This is a genomic window from Sphingobium fuliginis, assembly GCF_004152845.1.
GTDB lineage: Bacteria > Pseudomonadota > Alphaproteobacteria > Sphingomonadales > Sphingomonadaceae > Sphingobium > Sphingobium fuliginis.
The window spans coordinates 194218-217871 of sequence record NZ_SEON01000006.1; the positions used below are offsets into that span (position 1 = coordinate 194218).

At 66.9% G+C, this 23654-nt stretch carries 18 protein-coding genes; 14 read left to right on the forward strand and 4 right to left on the reverse strand.

Annotated features, from left to right (window positions below; genetic code table 11):
* The first annotated feature begins 107 nt into the window (after positions 1–107).
* From EWH10_RS15395 to EWH10_RS15430, 8 genes are all read left to right on the forward strand, one after another.
* Positions 108–677 (forward strand): 3'-5' exonuclease, encoded by a 570-nt coding sequence (locus EWH10_RS15395; protein ID WP_025547992.1) that lies wholly within the window; start codon positions 108–110, stop codon positions 675–677.
* A gap of 80 nt (positions 678–757) precedes the next feature.
* Positions 758–2095 carry an LLM class flavin-dependent oxidoreductase gene (locus tag EWH10_RS15400; RefSeq protein ID WP_048576877.1) on the forward strand — a complete coding sequence of 446 codons (1338 nt, stop codon included), beginning with the start codon at positions 758–760 and terminating at the stop codon, positions 2093–2095.
* A gap of 259 nt (positions 2096–2354) precedes the next feature.
* On the forward strand, positions 2355–4928 hold the full coding sequence (locus EWH10_RS15405) for a TonB-dependent receptor plug domain-containing protein (protein WP_065847587.1): 2574 nt from the start codon (positions 2355–2357) through the stop codon (positions 4926–4928).
* Positions 4929–4932: 4 nt separating this feature from the next.
* Entirely contained in the window at positions 4933–6450 is a 1518-nt protein-coding gene (locus EWH10_RS15410) for a flavin monoamine oxidase family protein (RefSeq protein WP_165363375.1), read from the forward strand.
* A 17-nt stretch (positions 6451–6467) separates the two neighbouring features.
* Entirely contained in the window at positions 6468–6974 is a 507-nt protein-coding gene (locus EWH10_RS15415) for a RidA family protein (protein WP_025547998.1), read from the forward strand.
* A gap of 100 nt (positions 6975–7074) precedes the next feature.
* Positions 7075–8418: an LLM class flavin-dependent oxidoreductase gene (locus EWH10_RS15420; protein WP_025548000.1), complete on the forward strand. Its 1344-nt coding sequence runs from the start codon at positions 7075–7077 to the stop codon at positions 8416–8418.
* Entirely contained in the window at positions 8415–10007 is a 1593-nt protein-coding gene (locus tag EWH10_RS15425) for an FAD-dependent oxidoreductase (protein WP_130030068.1), read from the forward strand. Before EWH10_RS15420 ends, EWH10_RS15425 begins: the two co-directional genes overlap by 4 nt.
* Positions 10004–10396, forward strand: a complete 393-nt coding sequence (locus tag EWH10_RS15430; RefSeq protein ID WP_065847533.1) for a 4Fe-4S dicluster domain-containing protein — start codon at positions 10004–10006, stop codon at positions 10394–10396. The genes EWH10_RS15425 and EWH10_RS15430 overlap by 4 nt, the downstream gene beginning before the upstream one ends.
* Positions 10397–10533: 137 nt before the next feature.
* On the opposite strand, the gene EWH10_RS15435 is transcribed toward EWH10_RS15430, so the two are convergent.
* Together EWH10_RS15435 and EWH10_RS15440 are read right to left on the reverse strand one after the other, a co-directional pair.
* Positions 10534–11196, reverse strand: a complete 663-nt coding sequence (locus tag EWH10_RS15435) for a peroxiredoxin-like family protein (protein WP_065847531.1) — start codon at positions 11194–11196, stop codon at positions 10534–10536.
* A 245-nt stretch (positions 11197–11441) separates the two neighbouring features.
* Complete coding sequence (locus tag EWH10_RS15440; protein ID WP_065847529.1) at positions 11442–12953, reverse strand: PAS domain-containing protein; 1512 nt, start codon at positions 12951–12953, stop codon at positions 11442–11444.
* A 135-nt stretch (positions 12954–13088) separates the two neighbouring features.
* On the opposite strand from EWH10_RS15440, the gene EWH10_RS15445 reads away from it, so the two are divergent.
* The 4 genes from EWH10_RS15445 (at position 13089) to EWH10_RS15460 (ending at position 16878) form a co-directional block, all read left to right on the forward strand.
* Entirely contained in the window at positions 13089–14264 is a 1176-nt protein-coding gene (locus EWH10_RS15445; RefSeq protein WP_025548007.1) for a zinc-dependent alcohol dehydrogenase, read from the forward strand.
* A gap of 11 nt (positions 14265–14275) precedes the next feature.
* Positions 14276–14866, forward strand: a complete 591-nt coding sequence (locus EWH10_RS15450) for a hypothetical protein (RefSeq protein ID WP_065847527.1) — start codon at positions 14276–14278, stop codon at positions 14864–14866.
* Positions 14867–14947: 81 nt separating this feature from the next.
* Entirely contained in the window at positions 14948–15694 is a 747-nt protein-coding gene (locus EWH10_RS15455) for a type 1 glutamine amidotransferase domain-containing protein (protein ID WP_065847535.1), read from the forward strand.
* 92 nt (positions 15695–15786) lie between these two features.
* Positions 15787–16878 carry a potassium channel family protein gene (locus EWH10_RS15460; RefSeq protein ID WP_065847525.1) on the forward strand — a complete coding sequence of 364 codons (1092 nt, stop codon included), beginning with the start codon at positions 15787–15789 and terminating at the stop codon, positions 16876–16878.
* Positions 16879–17102: 224 nt separating this feature from the next.
* Here EWH10_RS15460 and EWH10_RS15465 read toward each other — a convergent pair whose 3' ends face one another.
* Complete coding sequence (locus EWH10_RS15465; RefSeq protein WP_037481824.1) at positions 17103–17993, reverse strand: LysR family transcriptional regulator; 891 nt, start codon at positions 17991–17993, stop codon at positions 17103–17105.
* 173 nt (positions 17994–18166) lie between these two features.
* Between EWH10_RS15465 and EWH10_RS15470 the strand changes: the two genes are divergently transcribed.
* Complete coding sequence (locus tag EWH10_RS15470; RefSeq protein ID WP_065847524.1) at positions 18167–20527, forward strand: TonB-dependent receptor; 2361 nt, start codon at positions 18167–18169, stop codon at positions 20525–20527.
* A gap of 21 nt (positions 20528–20548) precedes the next feature.
* Positions 20549–21955 carry a sulfatase family protein gene (locus tag EWH10_RS15475; RefSeq protein WP_065847522.1) on the forward strand — a complete coding sequence of 469 codons (1407 nt, stop codon included), beginning with the start codon at positions 20549–20551 and terminating at the stop codon, positions 21953–21955.
* Between the two features lie 16 nt (positions 21956–21971).
* On the opposite strand, the gene EWH10_RS15480 is transcribed toward EWH10_RS15475, so the two are convergent.
* A complete protein-coding gene (locus EWH10_RS15480; protein ID WP_065847520.1) occupies positions 21972–23639 on the reverse strand; it encodes a sigma-54-dependent Fis family transcriptional regulator in 1668 nt (555 codons plus the stop codon).
* Between the last annotated feature and the right edge of the window lie 15 nt (positions 23640–23654).

Below are 23654 nucleotides of genomic sequence, written 5' to 3' on the forward strand. Positions count from 1 at the left end.
AGAGAAAATAACTGTTCGCCGTCCGAAGCCTGTAGATCGGAACGGAAGGAGCGTCGCCACATCCGGTCGGGATCGTGGCAATTGCCGGAATAACGGAGATCGCGCCGATGGATTATGTGACGATCGATTTCGAAGCGAGCTGCCTTCCCCGTCATGGCCGGTCCTTTCCCATCGAGGTCGGAATAGCCGATGCGAAAGGCGCCCGGTCCTGGCTGATCCGTCCCCTGACCGACTGGCGCGCATGGGACTGGACGCGGGAAGCGCTGGACCTGCACGGCATAAGCCCGGAGCAGCTGGAGCAGGAGGGCATGCCGGCCGATCGGGTCTTCGCCGAACTCGACCGGGCGGTCGGCGGACGGCGCCTTGTCGCGGACAGCGGCATCGACGCCTATTGGTGGGATATGCTGGCGAAGGCCGCCGGCCGGGAAAGCGCCCGTCCGATCGAGCATGTCTCCGCCGTGCTCGACGCGCTGGCGGTGACGAGCGAGGACATATTCGCGGCGCAGCGGCATGCGGACCGGCTTTGCCCGGCCCGCCATCGCGCGGCGAACGATGCGCTGTGGCTGTGGACAGTGTTGGCGAAGCTGGAACCGCGCGCCGGGGAGTTGCCGCATCCGGCATATTTGCCGTCGCTGCCCAATTACGAGCCGCGCTCAATGGTTTTGCAGAATCGATAAATGGGCGACCATTATGCGTTGGTCGGCCGATGGGCGGAATAATAGACCGGTCCGCGCCAATCATTGAGCGAGAACCGATCATGTCCCAGCACCGTCATATCAAGCTCGGCTTCATCCTGCACGGCGTCGGCCGCACCTGGAACGACTGGCGGCACCCGGGCCGCGACGTCAATGCCAGCACCAGCCTGGCCTTTTACCAGAAGCAGGCGGCCACCGCCGAACGCGGCAAGTTCGATTTCCTCTTCGTCGCGGACAGCCTGTCGATCACGGAGAAGTCCAGTCCGCATTATCTCAACCGCTTCGAGCCGATCACCATCCTGTCCGCGCTGGCGGCGACCACATCCCGCATCGGGCTGGTGGGGACGCTGACGGTCAGCTATTCCGAGCCGTTCAACGTCGCGCGCCAGTTCGCCTCGCTCGACCATCTGAGCGGCGGCCGGGCGGGATGGAACATCGTGACGTCCTGGCTGGGCGATACCGCCGCCAATTTCAGCAAGACCGAGCATCCGCCCCATGCCGTGCGCTACCGCATCGCCGGGGAATATCTGGACGTGGTCCAGGGCCTGTGGGACAGCTGGGAGGAGGACGCCCATGTCGCGGACAAGGAAAGCGGCCAGTTCGTCGATCCGGAGCGGCTCCACCGGCTGGACCACAAGGGCGAGTTCTTCCAGGTGCGCGGGCCGCTCAACATCAAGCGGACGCCGCAGGGCCAGCCGGTCATCTTCCAGGCGGGCGCTTCGGACGACGGGCGCAATTTCGCGGCGAAGCGGGCGGAGGTCATCTTCACCCATGCCGAGGACGAGGAGGCGGGCCGGGCCTATTATGCCGATGTGAAGGCGCGGGCCAAGGGTTTCGGCCGCGATCCGCACCAACTGTTCATCCTGCCGGGAATCGCCCCGATCGTCGGAGAGACGGACGAGGATGCGGAGGCGCGTTATCGCGAACTGGCGTCGCTGGAATCGATCGATACCGGCCTTGGCTTCCTGTCGCGGACCTTCAACGACCATGATTTCCGCCAATATGATCTGGACGCGCCCTTCCCGGACGTCGAGCATATCGGCATCAATAGCCAGCAGAGCGCGACGTTGCGGATATTGGCATTGGTGCGCGCCGAAAAGCTGACCCTGCGGCAAGTGGCCGAAAGGCTGGCGACGCCGCGCGGCGCCTTCGTCGGGTCGCCCGAGACCGTTGCCGACCGGTTGCAGCAATGGTTCGAAAGCGGCGCCGCCGACGGCTTCGTCGTGTTCGAGCCGCTGCCCGGACAGCTCGACCTGTTCGTCGACAGGGTGATCCCGATCCTGCAGGCGCGCGGGCTGTTCCGCACCGAATATGAAGGCACCACCTTCCGCGAACATCTGGGCCTTGCCCAGCCGGACAATCGCTACAGCAGCAAAGCGGCCGAAAAGAGCGCCGCCTGATCGCCCGCGGGCCGACCGCAGGCCGGGCTTTGACGGAGGGGAGCGGCAAGGTCGCTCCCCCTTGCCGCCGGTCGGATCGCGAACCGGAACGGGATCGATCGTCCGGAAATCGCCCTATATTCCGCACCGTTCCATCTATGACGAAAACTCGATTGCCTCAATAATCTACCGATATAGTAGATAATTCAGCGCAGGGACGGGGCCGAAGCCATGTCCCGCCCGCGCGGATCATGCGACAAATCATAAGCAGGGGGACTTCATGCATTCGGTGAAAATCTGGGCCGGGGCCGGCGTGGCCCTGGCGGCGGTGGCGCTTGCCCAAGGCGCGCAGGCGCAGCCCGCCGACAATGCGGCGGCGGCGGCCGCGAGTGAACGCGACGCGATCATCGTCACGGGTACGCGCCGGACGGATCGCACGGTCAGCGAATCCGCCGTGCCGGTGGACGTCTTCAGCGCCGGCGACCTGGCATCGCAGGCGACCAGCGACATCAAGGCCGCGATCAAGAATCTGGTTCCCTCCTTCAACCTTCAGCGCAATGCGCTGTTCGACGGATCGGCCTTCGTCCGGCCGCCGACGTTGCGCGGCCTGCCGCCGGACGAGACGCTGGTGCTGATCAACGGCAAGCGCGTCCACCGTTCCGCGCTGGTGCAGGTGAGCGGCGGGTCGCTCGCCGCCGGGTCGCAGAGCGCCGACCTGTCGCAGATTCCCGGCGCGGCGGTCCAGAGGGTCGAGGTGTTGCGCGACGGCGCCGCCGCCCAATATGGATCGGACGCGATTGCCGGCGTCATCAACTTCGCGCTCAAGAGCAATGCGGAAGGGCTGAGCCTCAACGCACGCTATGGCGAATATTATGAGGGCGACGGGCGCGACATCCAGTTGTCGGGCAATTGGGGATTGAAGCTGGGCAATGAAGGCGGCTTCATCAACCTGACCGGCGAATATATCAACGCCCATGACACCAATCGCGCCGTACAGCGTCCGGACGCGGTGGTTCTGGAAACGCTGGGCTATGACGTCAAGCAGCCGGTGACGAGGTTCGGCAGTCCCGACACCGAAGCCTATCGCTTCTTCGTCAACGCAGAACTGCCGCTGGGCGACGACGCGCTCTATTTCTTCGGCAATTACGGCTATTCGGATCAGGTCATCGACTTCAACTATCGGCGTCCGATCGCCGTGACGACGACAGGGCCGGCCGGCAGCCCCTTCACCTTCGGCAAGTCGATTTCGCTCTATTATCTCGACCGCAATGCGGATGGGACATGGAATGCCGATGGGCGGACCTGGAATGACGCCAATATCTTTCCCAATGGCTTCACGCCGCGGTTCCGCAGCACCAATACGGACATTTCCGCTGTCGGCGGCTATAAGGGCGAAATCGGCGGACTGCATTATGACGCCAGCATCGGTTACGGCCAGAACCGGATCAAATATTATATCAGCGACACGTTCAACCCGTCGCTGGGGCCGGATTCACCGACCGACTTCTATGACGGGTCGCTGGAGCAGCGCGAGCTGAACGCCAATCTGGACCTTAGCTATCCGCTGGAGATCGGCCTTGCCAGCCCACTCAACATTGCGGGCGGCTTCGAATATCGGCGCGAGAGCTTCCTGATCGGCGCGGGCGACGCGGCGTCCTATACGCAGGGCATCTATGCGTCCCAGACGGTGCGGCGCGCCGACGGTTCGACCTTCCTCGTCACGCATCCGGTCGGCTCCAACGGCTTTCCCGGCTATGGCCCGACATCGATCGTCGACCGGTCGCGCGCCAGCCAGGCGGCCTATCTGGACCTGGAGGTGGACGTGACGCCGCGCTTCACCCTGGGCGGGGCGGTGCGTTACGAACATTATGACGACTTTGGCGGCACCACCAATGTGAAGGCGACGGCGCGTTATGCGTTCAGCGACGCCATCGCGTTGCGCGGGGCGGCCAGCACCGGCTTCCGCGCGCCCACGCCGGGGCAGCTTTACCTGCGCAACCTTCAGACCTCCTTCATCGGTACCAATCCGGTGCCGGTGCAGATCGCCACATTGTCGCCCGAAGACGCCGCCGCCAGATATTATGGCGCGACCGCATTGAAGCCCGAGGAGTCGGTCAATTTCAGCGGCGGTCTTGTCCTGACGCCCACACCGTCCTTCACCATCACGGCGGACTATTATAATATCAAGGTGACGAACCGCATCGGACTGACCAGTCGGGTTTCGGTGACGGATGCGGATCGGGTGCAACTGGCCGCGCTGGGCGTGGTCGATCCCAATTCGCTGGGCGCGGTCCAATATTTCACCAATGGTTTCGGCACCCGGACCCAGGGCGTGGACTTTGTAGCGAATTATCGGGCGAATACGGGCTGGGGCAAGTTGGGATCGTCGCTGGCGGTCAATTACAACCGTACGAAGCTCAGCTATCGCCGGACCATCACCTTGCCGGGCGGACGGTCCCTGCAACTGATCGACGACGAGCGCAAGCGCGACATCGAGACGCTGCTGCCCCGCTGGCGCGGCGTGTTCACCCAGACGGCGGAGGCAGGACCGGTCGATGTCGTCGCCCGCGCCAATTATTTCAGCAAGTTCACCAATAACCAGCTTGCCTCCAATGGCGGGAACAAGACTTTCGGCGCGGAAGTCTCCTTCGATCTGGAGGTCGGCGTGAAAGTCGCGGACAAGTTCCGGATCGCCGTGGGCGGGGAGAATATCTTCGACAATTATCCCGACCGCGAGACCCGGCTGCTCTATCCTTCCACCGGCGCTCCGGCGAGCGGGTTCGTCTATCCCGACGCCTCGCCGCTCGGCGTGCTGGGCGGCTTCTGGTATCTCCGTGTCTCGGCGGAGCTTTAAGGGCGTGGCGTCGCTCGACCGGCGCGCCCTGCTCCGGTCGCTGGGCGGCGCCACGCTCGCGGCGGCGCTTCCCGCTCCGGTCGTTGGTGCGACCCGGACGGACGGGGTGGGGAGCGTCGTTATCCTGGGCGCGGGCATCGCCGGGCTGGTCGCCGCAAGGGAACTGGAGCAACGCGGCGTCGACGTCACCGTGCTGGAGGCGCGCGAGCGCGTCGGCGGGCGGGTGTGGACGCTGCGCGGCGGCGACAGCTTCACCGACACAGACGGGACGACGCAGCGGGTCGGCTTTGGCGACGGGCTGTACCTGAATGCGGGCGCGGCGCGGATTCCCAGCCATCATGACGGCGTTCTGGGCCTCTGCAGGGACCTGCATGTGCCGCTGGAGGTGCTGGTGAACAGCAGCCGCAGCGCCTTCATCGCGGATGCGGACGGGCCGCTGCGGCTGCGGCAGGCGGCGAACGACCTGCGCGGGCATCTGTCCGCCCTGCTGGAAAAGGGACTGCGCGCCGGGTCGTTCGACCAGACGATCGATGCGCCGACGCGCAAGGCGCTGGAAAGCTTCCTCACCGGCTATGGCGACCTTGCGGCGGACGGCCATTATGGCGGCAGCGCGCGGTCGGGGCTGGCGCGCCCGCCGGGCGCGTTCGACGAGGTGCAGCAGGCGGTGGCGCCGCGAACGCTCGACCAGTTGCTCGCCAATCCCAATCTGGCGGGCCTGCTGTTCGAGGAAGAGATCTACATGCAGGCGACCATGCTGGCGCCCGTCGGCGGCATGGACCGGATTCCCCGCGCGCTGGCCGCATCGCTGCGCAGGCCCGTCGTCACCGGGGCGGACATAGTGGAGGTCAGGCGGGCCGGCGCGGGCGTCGGCATCGTCTGGCGCGATGCGAAGGGCGGCGCGCAGGTCGTGCGGGCCGACCGCGCCATCATCACCCTGCCCCTGCCGGTGCTGGCGGGCATCAAGGGCGATTTCAGCGCGCCCGTGAAGCGGGCGATAGCCGCCGCTCATTATCAGGATACGGTCAAGGTCGCCTTCCAGAGCCGTCCCTTCTGGGAAGAGCAGCAGGTTTATGGCGGCCTGTCCTTCGTCGGCGGCGAAACCTCCGTCATCTGGTATCCGTCCGACCGTTTCCAGCAGCCGCAGGCGGTCCTGCTCGCCGCCTATATGGCATTGGACGCGGCGAAGAGCTTTGCCGCGCGGCCGATCCCGGAGCAGATCGCGCTGGCCCGCGCCGCAGTCGATCGCATCCATCCCGGCCATGGCGCGGACCTGCAATCCCCGGTCGTCGTCAACTGGCGCAAGACGCCCCATAATCTGGGGCCCTGGCTGGACTGGCATGCGGACGGCAACAGCCTGGACGATTTTCGCCTGCTCAACCAGCCCGATGGCCCTTTCCTGTTCGCGGGCAGCCATTTGTCCCAATATTCGGGCCATTGGCAGGAAGGCGCGGTGCTTTCCGCCCGGCGCGCCGCCGATGCTCTGGTACCGTCGCCCGCAAACGTCACCCCCCGTCACGCCTGAAAGAAGGAGTTTCCATCATGTCCCATCCCCTCATCCGTCCCCTCGCCGCGCTGGGCCTGCTGGTCGGCGGCGCCGGCAGCGCCCACGCCGCGTCGGAGGTCGTCCGGCATGGCGCCGAGGGCCCATCGCCCATATTGACCGGCGTGACCGTGCCCGCCGGGGCGGAGACGCTCTATCTGAGCGGGCAGGTGCCGCCCGTGGCCGACAAGGCGGCCGACCCCACGACACCCGCCGCCTATGGCGACACGCGGACGCAGACGGTCGGCATCTTCCGCAAGATCGAGGCGCTGCTGGCGGCACAGGGTTATGGCCTGCAGGACGTGGTCAAGCTGACCGTCTTTCTGGTGGGCGATCCCAAGCTGGGCGGAAAGCAGGATTTCAAGGGATTTTCCGAAGGCTACGCCCAGTTCTTCGGCACGGCGGCGCAGCCCAACAAGGTCGCCCGGTCGACGGTGCAGGTCGCCGCTCTCGCCAATCCGGGCTTTCTGGTCGAGATCGAGGCGGTCGCCGTCAAGGCGAAATAAGCGGTTCCGTTCAGAAGCTTCAAACAGCCTATGAGAAGGCCTCGTTGGTCACTGTCCCACCGCCTGGTCTAGACTTTTCCCATATTCGGAGGATTTGGACATGGCGGACACGGCGCAGCGGCAATTGCATCTTGGCGCGATATTGGAAGGGGTCGGGGCGGATCATGTCAGTTGGCTCGACCCCGAGCTGCCGGGCGACGCCAGCATCGACATCGACTGGTATATCGACAATGCCCGGGCGGCGGAGGCGGCGAAGTTCGACCTGGTCTTCATCGTGGATTCGCCCTTCATCACGCCCGATACCGCGCCGCATTTCCTGAACCGGCTGGAGCCGCTGACCCTGCTGTCGGCGGTGGCGGCGTCGACGTCGCGCATCGGGCTGGTGGGCACGCTCACCACCTCTTACTGGGAGCCCTATAATGTCGCGCGGCAATTCGGGTCGCTCGACCAGATCAGCCGGGGCCGGGCCGGATGGAATGTCGTCACCACCGGGCTGGAGGGCGCCGCCCGCAATTATGGGCGGGAGGAGCATTTCGACCACAAGCTGCGCTATGCCCGCGCCCGCGAATTCGTCGATGTGGTGCAGGGCCTGTGGGACAGTTATGAGGACGACGCCTTCCCCCGCGACCGCGAGGCGGGCATTTTCCTGGACAAGGCCAAGCAGCACCGGCTGGACCACAAGGGCGCGCATTTTTCGGTCGCCGGGCCGCTGGCGCTCAGCCGGTCGCCGCAGGGACAGCCGGTGATCTTCCAGGCAGGGGACAGCAATGAGGGCCGCAACCTGGGCGCGGCCATTGCCGAGGGCACCTTCACCAGCGCGGAGGATTTCGAGACCGGGCGGGCCTATTATGCGGACATCAAGGCGCGGGCGGCGGCGCTGGGGCGCAATCCCGACCTGATCAAGGTGCTGCCCGGACTGGCGCCGATCATCGCAGAGACCGACGAAGAGGCGCAGGCCATCGCCGCGGCCGCGCAGGAAGCGCTCGACGTCGGCAAGCTGCTGGTGCAGATCGGGCGGGCGTTCAACTATCACGACTTTTCCCGCTACGATCTGGACGCGCCCTTCCCCGACCTGAGCGGCGTCACGCTGAACAGCTACAAGGGCCATGCCGAACGGATCATCCGCGTGGCGCGGGAGGAAGGGCTGACGCTGCGCCAGGCGGCCTATCGCTTCGGCCAGTGGCGGACGGACTTCGTGGGATCGCCCGAGACCATAGCGGACGAAATCGAGCGCTGGTTCACCGGGCGCGCCGCCGACGGTTTCCTGCTGCGAGTGACGCGGCCCAAGGATTTCAGGCTGTTCCGGGAGCGGGTCGTGCCGATCCTGCAGGCGCGCGGATTGTTCCGCGACGATTATGCGCACCGCACCTTGCGCGGACATCTGGGCCTGCCGGTTCCGGAAAACCGGCATGCGCGGGAACAGCACGCGATCGCCGCGGAATGACGGAGGAAGGGATCGACCTTCAGGCCGACGTGCTGATCATTGGCGGCGGCATGGCTGCCTGCTGGGCGGCGATCGCCGCGGCGCAGGCGGGCGCCGACGTGCTGCTAGTCGACAAGGGATTCGTCGGCACCAGCGGCGTCACGGCGACGGGCGGCCCCAATCACTGGTGGGTCGCCCCCGAACCCGGCAAGCGCGAAGCCGCCGTCGAGGAACGCCATGCGCGCAGCTTCGGACTGGCCGAGCGGCACTGGATGGCGCGCATCATCGAGGAAAGCTGGATCGCCCTGCCCACGCTCGCCCGCTATTATCCCTTTGGCGGCGACGGCAGGGGCGGCACCTTCTATCCCGGCGTCCGCGGTCCGGAATATATGCGCGCGCTGCGGCGCTACGCGACCGATGCGGGGGTCCGTATCCTCGACCATCATCCGGCGCTGGAACTGCTGGTGCATGACGACGGATCGGTCGCGGGCGCGGCCGGGCATGGGCGCCTGACGGGGCAATCATGGCGGGCCCGGGCGGGCGCCGTGATCATGGCGACGGGCGGATGCGCCTTCCGTTCCGGGCTGATCGGCAGCCATGGCAATACCGGCGACGGGCTGCTGATGGCGGCGGAGGCGGGCGCCGCGCTGTCCGGCATGGAATTTTCCGTTTCCTATTCCCTCTCCCCCGCGTGGAACTCGACACGCACCCTGCCCTATTTCGCCGCGCGCTTCTTCGACCAAGACGGCCGGGAACTGGACATTCCGCCGCCCATAGGCGGGGAAGGCGCGCATCTGAGGGCACTGGCGAGCGCCATGCTGGCCGGGCCGGTCATCGCCGACCTCAGCGATGCGCCGGACGGGTTGAAGCCGATATTGCGGCGCATCCAGCCCGCCTCCCCCACGCCGTTCGAGCGGCGCGGGCTGGATATTTTCCGGGACCGGTTCGAGATCAAGCTGTTCGGGGAAGGCACGGTGCGGGGGACCGGCGGGTTGCAGGTCGTGGACGCGCATTGCCAGACGAGCCTGTCCGGACTCTATGCCGCCGGCGACAGCGCGACCCGGGAACTGGTCGCCGGGGCGACGAGCGGCGGCGGCGCGCAAAATGCCGCCTGGGCGCTGACCTCCGGCCGGATCGCCGGTGCGGCCGCGGCGGCACGGGCGAAGCGCGACGGGCGGCGTCTGGGCGCGGCGGCGCGGGCCGTCGGCCAGGCGGGGTTGCGCCCGGCCGCTTCCCCGCGCCCGGTCGATCTGAAGGCGGTCCTGCCGGTCGTTCAGCATGCCACCATCGGTTATGACGACGCCCTTTGGCGCAGCGCGCCCAAGCTGGCGCGGGCGCGTGACGCGCTGGACGGCGCGTGGCGCTTGCTGGCCGATCATGACCAGGGCGTGGGGCTGGACAGGGGCGGGCTGCGCGAACATGCCGCGATGATCGCCGCTGCGCGCTGGGTGACCGCGGCCGCCCATAGACGCGACGAGAGCCGGGGCATGCATATGCGTGCGGACCGCCCCGCGACGGACGCCGCGCTTGCCAGCCGCCTGCTGACCGGCGGCACCGACAAGGTCTGGACCCGTTTCGAAACCCCCGCCTTGCAGGAAGCCGCCGCATGATCGCCCATATCTTCGAAGACCGGTGCACCGCCTGCCAGGCATGCGTTTCGGCCTGCCCCACCCATGTGCTGGATGCCGGGCCTGATGGCGCGCCCCGGATCGCGCGGCTGGACCAATGCCAGACCTGTTTCCTGTGCGAGCTTCATTGCGAAGCCGACGCGATCTATGTCGGTCCGGACCAGAGGCAGCCCGAAGCGATCTCGCCAGAGGCGATCCTGGCGTCCGGGCATCTGGGGCGGCTGCGCCACGACCATGGCTGGGACCGGGAGCCGGAGCCGGGCAGCACGGGCCATTTGCATGACTTCTGGCAGCTGGGCCCGCTGCTGCGCGAAGGCGCCGAGATCGCGGCGCGCCGCTATTCCGAACGCCAGGCGTCCGACAGGGCGTGAGTGACGGACAGGGCGGGGAGCGATGCCGGCGCATGAGCCGGTTCTGCCGCTGTGAAACGATCGATCCATGACGCCTGAGCAGGCGGGCCGTCCCCTCGCCTTCCCCGCATTGGCCATGGGAAAGGCGAGGCGTTCCGTCAGCCGATATGCTGGTCCACATGGTGGAGGACGGTTTCCGCTTCGGGGCGGTCGAGCCAGTCGGGGCTGACCTGCAACCAGCGCAGCACGCGCCCCGCGCCGACGAGCAGGAAAGCGGGCTGGGGCAGTTCCCAACTGCCCGTGCCCGTCACTTCACCGATCCAGCCGGCCGGCGGCGGCGAGGGACGATGATCGGGCTGGAAACTGATGTTCAGCAGCCGCGCCAGCGCGTTATCCGCGTCGGTTGCGACGAGAAAGGGCAGATCGTGCCGCGTCTTGACCTCCCGCAGCAGCAACGGCGGTTGCGGGCTCAACGCCACGAGCGGAATGCCGCGCTGGCGAAGGCCGGGGAACAGCGCATCGGCATAATAGGGCAAGGCGATGTTGCAGGCCGGACAACCGGCATAGCGGAAGAAGAGGAACAGCGCGGCGCCGCCTGCCGTGAGTTCGTCCAGGCCGAGGGTATCGCCCCCCACCTCCACGAAGGACAGAGGCGGCAGCACGGTGCCCGGCTGGGCCACGGCGGCGGGATCGAAACGGTCCAGCAACTGCTTGCGTTGCCGGGCATTGCCCTCAAGCTGGGCCGGGGGCCAGCTCCTCTCCCGCTCCGCCTGCAAAGCGACATAGCGAGCCTTGAGCGTTTCGTTGACTGTCGTGGCCATGATGATCTCCTTCGCCGTGCACCTCCCCCATTTTGGCGGCGACCGGCGACCGCCACCAATGAGACTTGCCCGGCCAATCACGAAGAATGATCATAGATCGGTTGCATTCGAGGGGGCCCGAGCCGGCGAACGGGCCGGTTTTCGTGAGAATTTCCCGGTCGGGTGGGCCTGTGCCGGCATGGAGATCGAAACTGGCCATCGCAGACGGGCCCAGGCTCAGGACCCATTACTGGCGGGTCCTGAGCCTAGGTGACGCCCCGCTGTTCACCGCCCTCGCCGCTCGCCGGCGTGATCCCGGCGGCCAGGGCGAGCTGAAGCAGTTCGGTCAGGCTGTTCGCGTTCAGCCGATTCATCACCTGGGCGCGGTGCAGTTCGACCGTCCGGGGGCTGATGCCGAGCTTCTGGCCGATGATCTTGTTGGTCCCGCCGTCGACCAGGCCGACCAGCACCTCGCGTTCGCGGGGTGTCAGTCGCGCGATGCGGGCGCTGGCGTTTTCGTCCCGCGTTGGCGCCCGCGCCGAAGCCTGGCACTCCGCAATGGCGCCGGCAAGGCTGGCGCGCATCGACGCCTCGTCTCCGGCAAGGATGTAGTCGACGGCTCCCGCCTTCATCGCGGAAACCGCGCACGTCACATCGGCACCCGCCATGTCCAGCGCGATGGTGGGTATCGTGATCGCCCGCGCCCTGAGCTCGCGTGGCACGGACAGCCCCTCGTCCCGCCCCTTGCGCAGGTCCAGGAGCACGCAGCCCGGCGAGAGGACGGGCGCCATGTCGAGAAAGGCGGAACCGCTGTCGAACGTCCGTCCGCGATAACCCAGCGCCCGAACCAGCGCGCTCAGCTTGCGCGCCTCGGCCGCCTTGCCGCTCACCACATAGACATGGCGGACATCGTCCTGGGTCAGGTCTTCGGTGATCCCGCCGATCCGGGTCACAGCGCCCGCGTCGTCGAAAATCGGAAAGCTGGTGTCCCGAAGCCAGCGCATGGCGCCATCGCGGGGCCGCACGATCCGGTATTCGAACTGCACGACGTCTCCGGCCTTCACGGCGGCGAGGGCGTGGCCAACCTGCGGGCGATCCTCGGGGTGCACGTCCTTCATCCATTCGGCGAAGTCGCTCGCCGCCTCCTGGCAGGGCACGCCCCAGATCCGCTCATAGGCGGCGCTCCGGTAGATGATCGCGCCGGCGACCGGGTCGCCGATCCAGATCAGGTTGCTGCTATGCGCGGCGAAGCTGCGGAATTGCGCCTCGCTCGCGCGGATCGCGGCCTCCGCCCGCCGCTGCGCCGTCACGTCGATCGCGGCGCCGATGAACCCGACCGCGCGCCCGTCGGTGAAGCTTGTGCGGCCGGAGGTGGCGATGCGGCGCGTGATGCCGTCTTCTTTCCCGATCACGCGATATTCGACATTATAGCTGCCGTCGCCACGGGGATCGACGCAGCGCGCGATCGCATCGCGGACCGGCTGGCGATCGTCGGGATGAATGCCGGCTTCGAACAGCGTCATGTCGACCGGCGTATCGGCAGGCAGGCCCCACATCGCCCTTAGCCGCTCGTCCCACTCCAGCGATCCGGTGTCCGGGTTCCACGAGTAGATGCCGATGCCCACCAGTTCGGTCGCCGCCCTCAGACGGGCTTCGCTACTGCGAAGGGCGTCCGCGAACCGCCGCCATTCGCTGGTGTCGCGCGCCGGCCCGTCGTCGTCGGAACAGAGCGCTTCGCTGCCTTCCCGGGCGGCCGTTGGTCGTAACTCTTGCACCACGGCGCCGGCTCTCCTCAAACGCTTGCCGCCCAGTCGGCAAAAGCCGCTGACCGGGGAAGGTTCCCTAGGGATCGCCCTTATGGGTTGCGGGCGGGGCGAGCCCCAGATGGGCGCCATCCAACCAAGGAGACCGGCATGAAAGCCCTAGTCTGGCACGGCAAGGAGGACATCCGATATGATACCGTATCCGATCCTTCGATCGAAAACCCCCGCGACGCCATAATCAAGGTTACAAGCTGCGCGATTTGCGGTTCCGACCTTCACCTTTTCCACAATCTGATCCCTGCCATGCTGCCCGGCGACATCATGGGCCATGAGACGATGGGCGAAGTCGTCGAAGTGGGCAGCGCGGCCAAGGATTCGCTCAAGAAAGGCGACCGCGTCGTCATACCCTTCACGATCCAGTGCGGAGAATGCGACCAGTGCCGGCGCGGCAACTTCTCGGTCTGTCAGCGGACGAACCGGAAGGGCGGACTGGGCGACAAGGCCTTCGGCCACAGGACGGCGGGGCTGTTCGGATACACCCACCTGACCGGGGGCTATCCGGGCGGTCAGGCCGAATATCTGCGCGTGCCGTTCGCGGACACCACGCACATCAAGGTGCCCGACGGGATCGAGGACGAGAAGCTCCTCTTCCTCTCCGACATCCTGCCGACGGGATGGCAGGCCGCCGTTCAGGCCGACATCCAGCCGGGCGATACGGTGGCGGTCTGGGGCTGCGGCCCGGTCGGCCAGATGACGATCCGGTCGGCCATCCTGCTGGGCGCCGAGCAGGTGATCGGCATCGACCACCTTCCCGAACGCCTGTCCATGGCCGCGGCGGCGGGCGCCATCACCATCAACTTCGAGGAGGAAAGCGTCGTCGAGCGGCTGAACGAGCTTACCGGCGGAGAGGGGCCGCACAAGTGCATCGACGCCGTCGGCACCGAGAGCCATGTCAATCTGGGCCAGCCGGACACGCTGATCGACCGCGCCAAGCAGATGCTGATGGTGGAGAACGACCGGCCGCATGTGCTGCGCGAGATGATCTATGTCTGCCGGCCTGCCGGCGTCATCTCGATCATCGGGGTCTATCTTGGCTTGGTCGACAAGATTCCGATGGGGCAAGCCATGAACAAGGGCCTGACCTTCCGCATGGCGCAGGCGCACGTCCCGCGCTGGACGGGCGATCTCCTCCGCAGGATCGAGGATGGCCAGATCGACCCCTCGTTCGTCATCACCCACAAGGTCGACCTGTCCCAAGGTCCCGAGATGTACGCCACGTTCCGCGACAAGGCGGATGGCTGCATCAAGGTCATGCTCCAACCCTGAAGGAAGCACCCATGCCTCTCACCAATCTCACCGGTATCGCGCGCTCCGACGGGGACCCCCGCGTCGAGCAGAAGGGTCCAAGTTCGATGAGCAGTGCCGACCGGCTGGCGCGCGCGCTCGGCTGGTTCTCCATCGGCCTGGGCATCACCGAACTGGTGGCGCCCGGGCGCATCGCCCGCGCGCTGGGCCTTGACGACAAGGCAGGCCTGATCCGCGCCTATGGCGTGCGCGAATTGGCCAGCGCGATCCCGACCCTGTCGGTGGACAAGCCGCTGGGGCTTGCAGCCCGGATCGGCGGCGACGCGCTCGACCTGGCCACCCTGGCAACCGGCTTGCACCGCGACAATCCCAAGCGCGGCAATGCCGCGATCGCCATCGCCCTGGTGGCGGGAATCACCCTGCTCGACATCCTCGCCTATACGGGCGTCAAGGCTGTGCACCGCCGCGACCCACATTCCGGGGAGCGGGACTATTCCGATCGGTCGGGCCTTCCGCGGGGACCGCAGGCCTCACGCGGGCTTGCCCGCGGGGACTTCGACATTCCGCCGGATTATCGGGCGGAGGGCCAGACGGCGGACGCTGTTCCTCACCTGGTCGCCTAGCGTCGCCAATCCCTGACCCGGCGAAGGCGTTCGCCGGCGACAGCGGAGCCCGGCCGCACTTTGAACGAATGAGGGATGATCATGGATCGAACCGGCAAAATCCTTATCGTCGTGACCAATGTCGACCAATATGATCGAGTGGGGTTCAGGACCGGCCTCTGGCTTGGGGAGCTTACCCATTTCTGGGATGCGGTCGAGGAGCACGGCTTCCAAAGCGAGATTGCGAGCCCGTCGGGCGGCTGGGTCCCGCTCGATCCCCAGGGGCTGATGATGCCCGAAATGGGGCACAACAGCCGCCTTGGCGGCGGCGTCACCCGCCATTATCGTGACAGGCAGTTCATGGACCGCCTCAACCACAGCCTGCCGCTTGGCGAGGTCAGCGTCGCGGACTATGACGCCATCTATCTGGCGGGCGGCCATGGCACGATGTGGGACTTCCGCTCGCCCGAGCTTGGCCGCCTCCTTGCCGAATTCCACGACAGCGGGAAGATCGTATCCGCCGTCTGCCATGGCCCGGTGGGGTTCATGGAGGCAAGGCTGGGCGACGGCCGTTGGCTTGTGCAGGACAGGGACCTGACCGCCTTCTCCTGGGCCGAGGAACAGGCCGACAATCGCGAAGACATCGTGCCGTTCAACCTGGAGGAAGAATTGAAGGCGCGCGGCGCGCGCTACACCAAGGCTGTCTTGCCGTTCGGCAAGCATGTCGTGGAGGACGGGCGGCTGATCACCGGCCAGAACCCGGCGAGCGCGCGCGGCGTCGGCGAAGCGGTCGCCCAGGCCCTGCGGAAGTCCGCGCCACCGGTCCACGGGGATGCCGCCGCCATATAAGGGTCGAGGAGCCGAAAGAGCGCGCCGGTGGGAACCGGACTGCCGACCGGGCGCAGATCCCCGGCCGCCCGATTGCCTGTTGAGGGTAGGACATGATCATCGAACAGATATTCGGCGCGGCGTTGATCCTGCTGTTCCTCGCCGACATCTTCCTGACCGTGCTCTATGCGCGGGCGGGCACCGGGCTGCTCGCGCCCCACTGGAACCGTGGGATGTGGGCGCTGCTCCACGCCATCGCCGGGCTGTCGGGCAGGCGTCGCGGCACGATGCTCTCATTCGCCGGCCCGCTCATCGTCGTTTCGCTGATAGGCTTTTGGGCGATCGGCCTTTCGCTGGGCGCTGCGCTCGTGATCCGGCCGGAACTCGGCACCGCGATCCGGCCGTCCAGCGGCGAGTCCCCGACCGACTTCGTGACAGCGCTTCTGGTCGCGGGGAACAGTCTGTCGATCGTCGGGGGCGGCGATTATTCGCCGCACACGACCGGCACGCGCCTGCTCTTCCTCATAAATTCGCTGATCGGCGCGTCGGTGCTGTCACTGGTGCTGAGCTATCTCGTCCAGGTCTATTCCGGCCTGCGCGAACGCAATGTCCTGGCGCTCGCGGTTGACCTGATGACTGACGGAACCGGCGATGCGGCGGTGATGCTGGCGCGGCTCATGCCGGAAGGCGAGGCGAGCAACGCGGCCAGCGAGCTGGGCAATCTCGCCCGATCGCTCGCCGCGACCAAGGAGGCGCACCATTTCTATCCGCTGCTGTTCTACTTCCGCTTCGAGGAGCCGCTCTACGCCGTGTCGCGGTTGACCTTCGTCCTGCTCGACGCGGCTACCCTGATCGAAACCGCGCTGGATTCGCGGCGCCATGGCGCTGCGGCGGCCTTCGCCCCGGCCGCCTCGATGCGACGCGGCGCCCGGCTGCTGCTGGAGACGCTGGATTCGAACTTCCCGACCGCCGACGTCCGCAGCGATGCCGCCGCCGAGGCCCAGCGCCTCCGCCAAAGCTATCTGCATGCGACCCGGACGCTCAGAAACGCCGGGATCGCGGTGAAGGCGGACGGCATCGAGGCATATGTCGCGGCGCGCCAGGAATGGGAACCGCTGGTCCGGCGCGTTGCACCGACCCTGGGCTATGCCATGCCCGAGATCGACCGGCGGCCTGCGCGAACGGAGACAGGCGCCGCATATTGACGCTTGCGATTTGGGCTGCCGACCGCAATTCTGCGGTGAAGATTGGAGACGGTCGTTGTTAGGATCAGAGGCACCCATGGGACCGCCAATGATCGCCCAAAAGGACAGGTATCGCAAAAGATAGTGGTGCGTCCGATCTGCCGGCATGAACGTCGTGTAGCTGAAGAACGCCATCCTGTCGCAAGTGACTGGAGCCTTTAGATCGAAGAGCTGATGGATCGAAATCACCCACGGCGCGCTTCCCCGTTGCCGACGACTTCGCGAAAGAACAAAGCCAGGCGGTCGCGCGTGCCCTGATCGAGAGATTGGGAGAGGAACAGCCGCCTCTCCCAGGTGCCGACCTTGACGATCGGCACCAGGCGGTGTTGGCGATCCAGCCTCTGCACAGTGGAATGCAGCATGATGACGGCCCCCGCGCCCTGCGTGGCCAGTTCCACGGCAACCTCGTGATGCTGCACCTCGCTGTGCAAAACCGGTTGCATGACTCCGGCCGATGCGAGCATGCGCAGTTGGTCGCAGGTTCGCAGCGGCGGAATGTTCCAACTGATGAAGGGGAGCGACTGCAAGCCCCTTAGCTTCGCCTGGTCGCGCAGCTCCCGCGTGGCGAAGACGAAGGCCGGCTCTGCGAAGATCGGTTCGAACCCGCCTTGCGGATCGGATTGCTCGCGGGAAAATATCGCGCAGTCCAGAATGCCCCGCGCCACCTGGTCGTCGACGTCCGCCCCAGACGCATTGTGGACGAAATCCAGGGCAATGTCGGCATTCTCCATCAGGAAACGCGGCAGCGCGGGCCGCACATATTCGTTAAGCAGGAAGGTGCCGATGAAGATGCGCAGCTTCTGCGGCGTCGCCCCGCGGAACAGCCGCCCCAGCTCATGCCCCTTCTGGACGAAGGTCTTGACGCCTTCCTGGAAGCGTTCGCCTTCGGCTGTCAGGCGCATGCTGCGTCCCGCCCTGCGGTGGAACAGGGTGGCGCCGATCTGCTGTTCCAAGGCGCGCATCTGCTCGCTGACGGCGGCCTGCGATATGCGCAGATTTTCCGACGCCTGACGGAAAGACTGCGCCCGGCCGACCGCCAGGAAGATTTCCAACTGGCGCGGCGTGAAACGGAACATGGCCGATCTCTCCCCCTGCTGCTGCCGCGCCTCTGCGGGCGCTGCACCAGGGTATAGGCTGCACCTTGTCACCGGGCAAGGTCGAGCCCCATTGTCCTGCCGCCTCCTTATGGCGACAGTGCCCGGAACAAGCGGGGCCGACGGATGATCGGCCAGATCATGGAGGGGGAGATATGAACGGGAAACGACATCTGGCGCGCCGCATGCCGAGGCTGGCGCTGCTCGCCGGGCTCTGCCTGCCGGCGATGGCGGCCGCGCAGGACGATGCCGGATCGGCCGGCATCCAGGACATTGTCGTCACCGCGCAGAAGCGCGCGGAAAATGTCCAGGACATCCCGATCGCGATCAACGCGCTGGGCGGAGAGGCCCTGGCCGAACGGCGGATCGCCGATCCGACCGATCTGGTCCGGCAATTCCCGAACCTGAGCTTCAAGCAGAGCTCTGCCGTCAATGCCGGCATTTCCATCCGCGGCGTCGGCACCCAGAATTTCCACCTTACGGCGCAACAGGCGGTGGGCCAGTATCTGGACGAGGTGTCGCTGGTGACGCCTTTCTCCAGCACCTTCGGCCTGTTCGACCTGGAACGGGTGGAGATATTGCGCGGGCCGCAGAACACCCTGTTCGGCCGCAACACCACCGGCGGCGCGATCAACTATGTGTCGCGCCGGCCCGACGCGGGCGAGGGCTTCAACGGCTATGCCCGCATCAATGCCGGGCGCTTCAACCGGATCGATGTGGAAGGCGCGATCGGCGTGCCGCTGACCGATACGCTCGCCATCCGCGTGGCGGGGCAGGTGCAGACCCGCGACGGCGTGTTCCGGGATGTCGCGACCGGCGAGAAGATCGGATCGACGAAGCGCTATTCCGGCCGCTTCGGCATCGGCTGGCAACCCGATGACGACACGGAATTGCTGCTGTCGGGCCATGTCGGCTATAATCGCGGATCGCGCCCGCCGCGCAAGGCGGTCGGCCGCTTCCTGCCCGACGGCGTCACCCCATGCCCCGCCAACGATCTGGGCGTCGAACAGTTCGAACGCGTCAATAATTGCGTGTCGACCGGCAAGGGCGGCCTGACCTTCAATCCCTCCCTGTCGCGCTGGCGCGACGCCTATGACGCGGGCAGCAACCTGGCCGATGTCGATTTCGAGGGCGGATCGCTGCGCCTGCGCCATGATTTCGGCGGCTTCTCCCTGACCGCCATCTCCGCCTTCGACCGCACCAAGGTTCTCTATGCGGAGGAAGGCGGCGGCCTGCCCTACGCCCAGTTCCAGGTGTTCCAGGACGCGCTCTACGACGTCTATTCGCAGGAGGTCCGGCTGACCTCCGGCACGGACGGGCCGTTGAAATGGATCGCCGGGGCCTATTGGTCCTATGAAAAGGACAGCCTGGCCACCATCGTGCGCAACAATTTCGCCGGACCGCCGACGCTGGCGGTGGTGCCGATGGTCGCCATCGACCAGAAGGCGGAGATCGCCTCCTTCTACGGGCAACTCGACTATGCGCTGACCGACCGGCTGGACATCAGCGCGGGCCTGCGCTGGACCAATGACAGGCGGCAGGGCCTGCGCGACGTGATCACCGCCCTCGACAGCGTGACCGGGCTGCCCGGCGCGGCCCGCCTGCCCGCCGACTTCTTCTTCTCGCACGGCTTCTTGACCGGCCTCGCCGCCAATTTCACCCTGCCCTGCGCGGCCGGCGTGGTCGGCTGCCACGGCCCGCTCACGCCCTTGAAGCAGGATGTCAGCAAGCTGGCGGGCAAAATCTCCGCCAATTATGAACTGGCGACCGACGTCATGGCCTATCTCAGCTATTCGCGCGGCTTCAAGTCGGGTTCCTTCGACATCCGCGCCCAGGGCGTGTTCAACGGCACCGGCAACACCCCGGTCCGCCCGGAAACGCTCAACGCCTATGAACTCGGGCTCAAGTCGCGCCTGTTCGATCGCCGGGTGCAGATCAACGTCGCGGCGTTCCGCTACGACTGGAAGGACCTGCAGACCTTCGGCCAGGTGCCGGTGCTGGGCCCGGCCTTCATCAACCTGCCCAAGGCGCGGCTGACCGGCGTGGAGGCAGAGGCGAAGATCGCGCCCGGCGGCGGCTTCGAACTGGACCTGGCGGGCGCCTTCCTCGACACCGAGGTGATCGACGTCGGCGCGCTCACCCCGCAGACCGCGCTCAAGGGCGCGCCGCTCCAGCAATCGCCGCGCTGGTCGTTCAACGGGACCGCAAGCCAGACCGTCGAGCTGGGCGACAATCGCCTGACCGGGCGGCTCAGCGGCCGCTATGTCGGCGCGCAATATAATGAACTGACCAAGGCGCGCAGCGGCTATATCGATCCCAGCTTCTTCGTCGACGCCTCCATGGGCTTCGATTTCGGGCGGGACCGGCGGCACCAGATTTCCTTCTACGCGGACAATCTGACCTCGGAAAAGACCTGTCTGCGCAAGGAGCCGTTCGACGGCCTCAGCAACACCAACACCTGCGTGCCCAACGAAGGAACGGTCCTCTACGGCGTGACGCTGTCGACGCGCTGGTGACCGGACAGGAGGTTTGACGACATGAAGACATCGATGACCGGCGCGATGACGCGCCGGGCGGCGCTCGCCGCCCTGGGTTCGGCGGTGGCGGCCCCCGCCGTCGCCCGCGGCGGGCGATCTGGCCCGCGCCGGCCCAACATCCTCTATATCATGGCCGACGACATGGGCCATGCCGACCTGGGCTGCTATGGCAGCCGCAACATCCGGACCCCGGCGATCGACGCCATGGCCGCGCGGGGCGTGAAGTTCGGCAACGCCTATGCCAATAGCTGCGTCTGCTCACCCACCCGCGTCGCCCTGCTGACCGGCCGTTACCAGGGGCGGTTCCGCATCGGGCTGGAGGAGCCGATCGCCTTCAACGGCGCCGAACTGTCCCTGCCCCGCGGCACCAGGACCCTGCCCGGCCTGCTGCGGGATCTGGGCTACACGACCTCGCTGGTCGGGAAATGGCATATGGGGGAACTGCCGGCCTCCAGCCCGCTCGATCACGGCTATGACTATTTCTTCGGCATAGCGTCGGGCGGCACCGACTATTTCGCCCATGCGACCAGCATCAACGGCCATGAGATGGGCAAGCTGTTCGAGAACCGGACGGAAATCGACCGCCCCGGCTATCTGACCGACCTGCTGGGCGCGAAGGCGATCGACCGGATGCAGCAGGCGGCGAGGAAGGAACGCCCCTTCTTCATCAGCCTGCACTTCACTGCCCCCCATTGGCCCTGGCAGGGTCCCGGCGACGCCGCCCAGGGCAGCGCCACCGCCGATCCGCGCCAGATGGACGGCGGCAATGTCCGCGCCTATGCCGCGATGATGGAGAGCATGGACGCCAATGTCGGCCGCGTGCTGGCCGAACTGGCGCGGCTGGGGCTGGAGGAGGACACGATCGTGATCTTCACCAGCGACAATGGCGGAGAGCGCTTTTCCGACAGTTGGCCGCTGACCGGGATGAAGGGCGAATTGCTGGAGGGCGGCATCCGCGTGCCCCTGATCGTCAGTTGGCCCGCCCATCTGCCCCAGGGGCGCGACAGCGCGCAGGTGACCATGTCGATGGACGCGCTGCCCACGCTGCTGTCGGCGGCGGGCGGCGACCCCGACCGGGTGGAGGGGCTGGACGGCATCGACCTGATGCCCTTCCTGCGCGACGTCGACAGCAGGACCGACCGCACGCTGTTCTGGCGCCACCGCGCCGGCGACCAGATCGCGGTGCGCAGCGGCCAGTGGAAATATCTGCGGTCCTACGGGCGGGACTATCTGTTCGACCTGTCGCAGGATGAGCGCGAACGCGCCGACCGCAAGGCGGCGATGCCCGGCAAGGTCGCCGAACTCAAGGCCGCCCATGCCGGCTGGCTGGCGCAGATGCTGCCCTATCCGGAGCATAGCTATAGCGAGGACATGCTGGGCAAGTTCGCAGACCGCCCCGGGGAATGAAGGGCGTTCGCGGCGTTCAGCCGCCCGCCTGCTTCAATCGATAGTCGAGCTGCCGCCGGGACATGCCGAGCATGCGCGCCGCATCCGCGACATTGCCCCCGGCGCGGCGCAGCGCCTCCTCCACCAGCGCGGCCTCATAATCCGCCAGCAGCAGCGGCGCCCTGTCGATGTCGGGTATCAGCGGCGCGCCGGTGACCGCCAGCCTGCCGTCCGGGCGCACATGCGCCTGTTCGCGGCTGTCCGGTTCCAGCACGATCGACAGGGTGTCGACGTCGATCCGCCCGCCCGGTTCGGCCAGCAGCACGCCGCGCTCCAGCACATTCTCCAGCTCGCGCACATTGCCCGGCCAGCGATAGGCGATCAGCGCGCGCATCGCCTGGTCGGACACGCCGCGCACCGGCTTGCCGTGCCGCCGGGTGAGCCGTTCCACCAGCGCCTCGACGAACAGCGGAATGTCGGCCGCCCGATCGCGCAGCGGCGGGATGGCGACGGGAAAGGGGTTGAGCCGGTAGAAGAGGTCGGCGCGGAACGTCCGGGCCGCCACCGCCGACGCCAGATCGACATTGGTCGCCGCGACGATGCGGACATCGACATGGCGCAGCCTGTCGCCGCCCAGCCGCTCCACCTCCCCCGTCTGGAGCACGCGCAGCAGCTTGACCTGCGCGGGCAGGGGCAGGTCGCCCACCTCGTCCAGGAACAGCGTGCCGCCGTCCGCCCGCTCGAACCGGCCGAGCCGCTGCCGCTGGGCGCCGGTATAGGCGCCGGGCTCGACGCCGAACAGCTCGCTTTCGATCAGGTCATGGGGGATGGCGCCGCAATTGATCGCGACGAAGGGCTTGTCGCGGCGCGGCCCGTTATCGTGCAGCCAATGGGCGAACACTTCCTTGCCGACGCCCGTTTCCCCGGTCAGCAGGACGGTGATGCTGCTGTCGGCGGCGCGGCGCAGCAGGTTCATCGACTTCAGGAAAGCGGGCGACTGGCCGATCAGCGATCCGGCCTGCTTTTCCCGCCGCAGGGATGCGCGCAGTTCCCCGATCTCCTCCGCCATGGCGCGCAACTGGCCGGCGATGTCCTCCGGGTGCATGGCCTTCAGATAGGGGTCGTCCGCCGGCAGGTCGGACGCGATCTCGCCCACGATGGTGCAATGCGGGTCGCCCTTCGCCTTGCACATCGTCTCCCGGAAGATGACCGGGCGGCCCATGAAGGCGCTGACATAGCCGGAGGCATAGCCCAACTGGTTCCAGCAGGTGGCGTGTTCGCCGATGCCGAAATGGACTATCTGGCTTTCCGCCTCCCAGCTTTCGGTCCAGCGGAACTCGCCGTGGAAACGCCCGGCGTCCAGGTCCAGCTCGCACCGGATGGTCTCCACCTGCACCAGCCCTTCCAGCTTGTGCAGCCGGGGGCCCAGCAGGAAGACCTCCTCATAATCGCGGTCGCCCACCATCTTGCGGGCGATCTCCGCATCCTGCATGCCGGATTGATAGCCCATGCGCATCAGCAGCGCGCCGGCCCGGCCTTCGCCCAGCGTGCGCACCATTTCCGCCCGCAGCGCGCCCAGCGACCCGGCGTGCAGCAGCAGCATCCGCTGTTCGTCCAGCCAGACGGTGCCGGTGCCGGGGTCGAACCGCAATTTCGACCACAGGTCGATCCGGCCCGATCGGTCGTCGAGCGCCTTGCTCGCCATCTTTGCCCTTCTCCC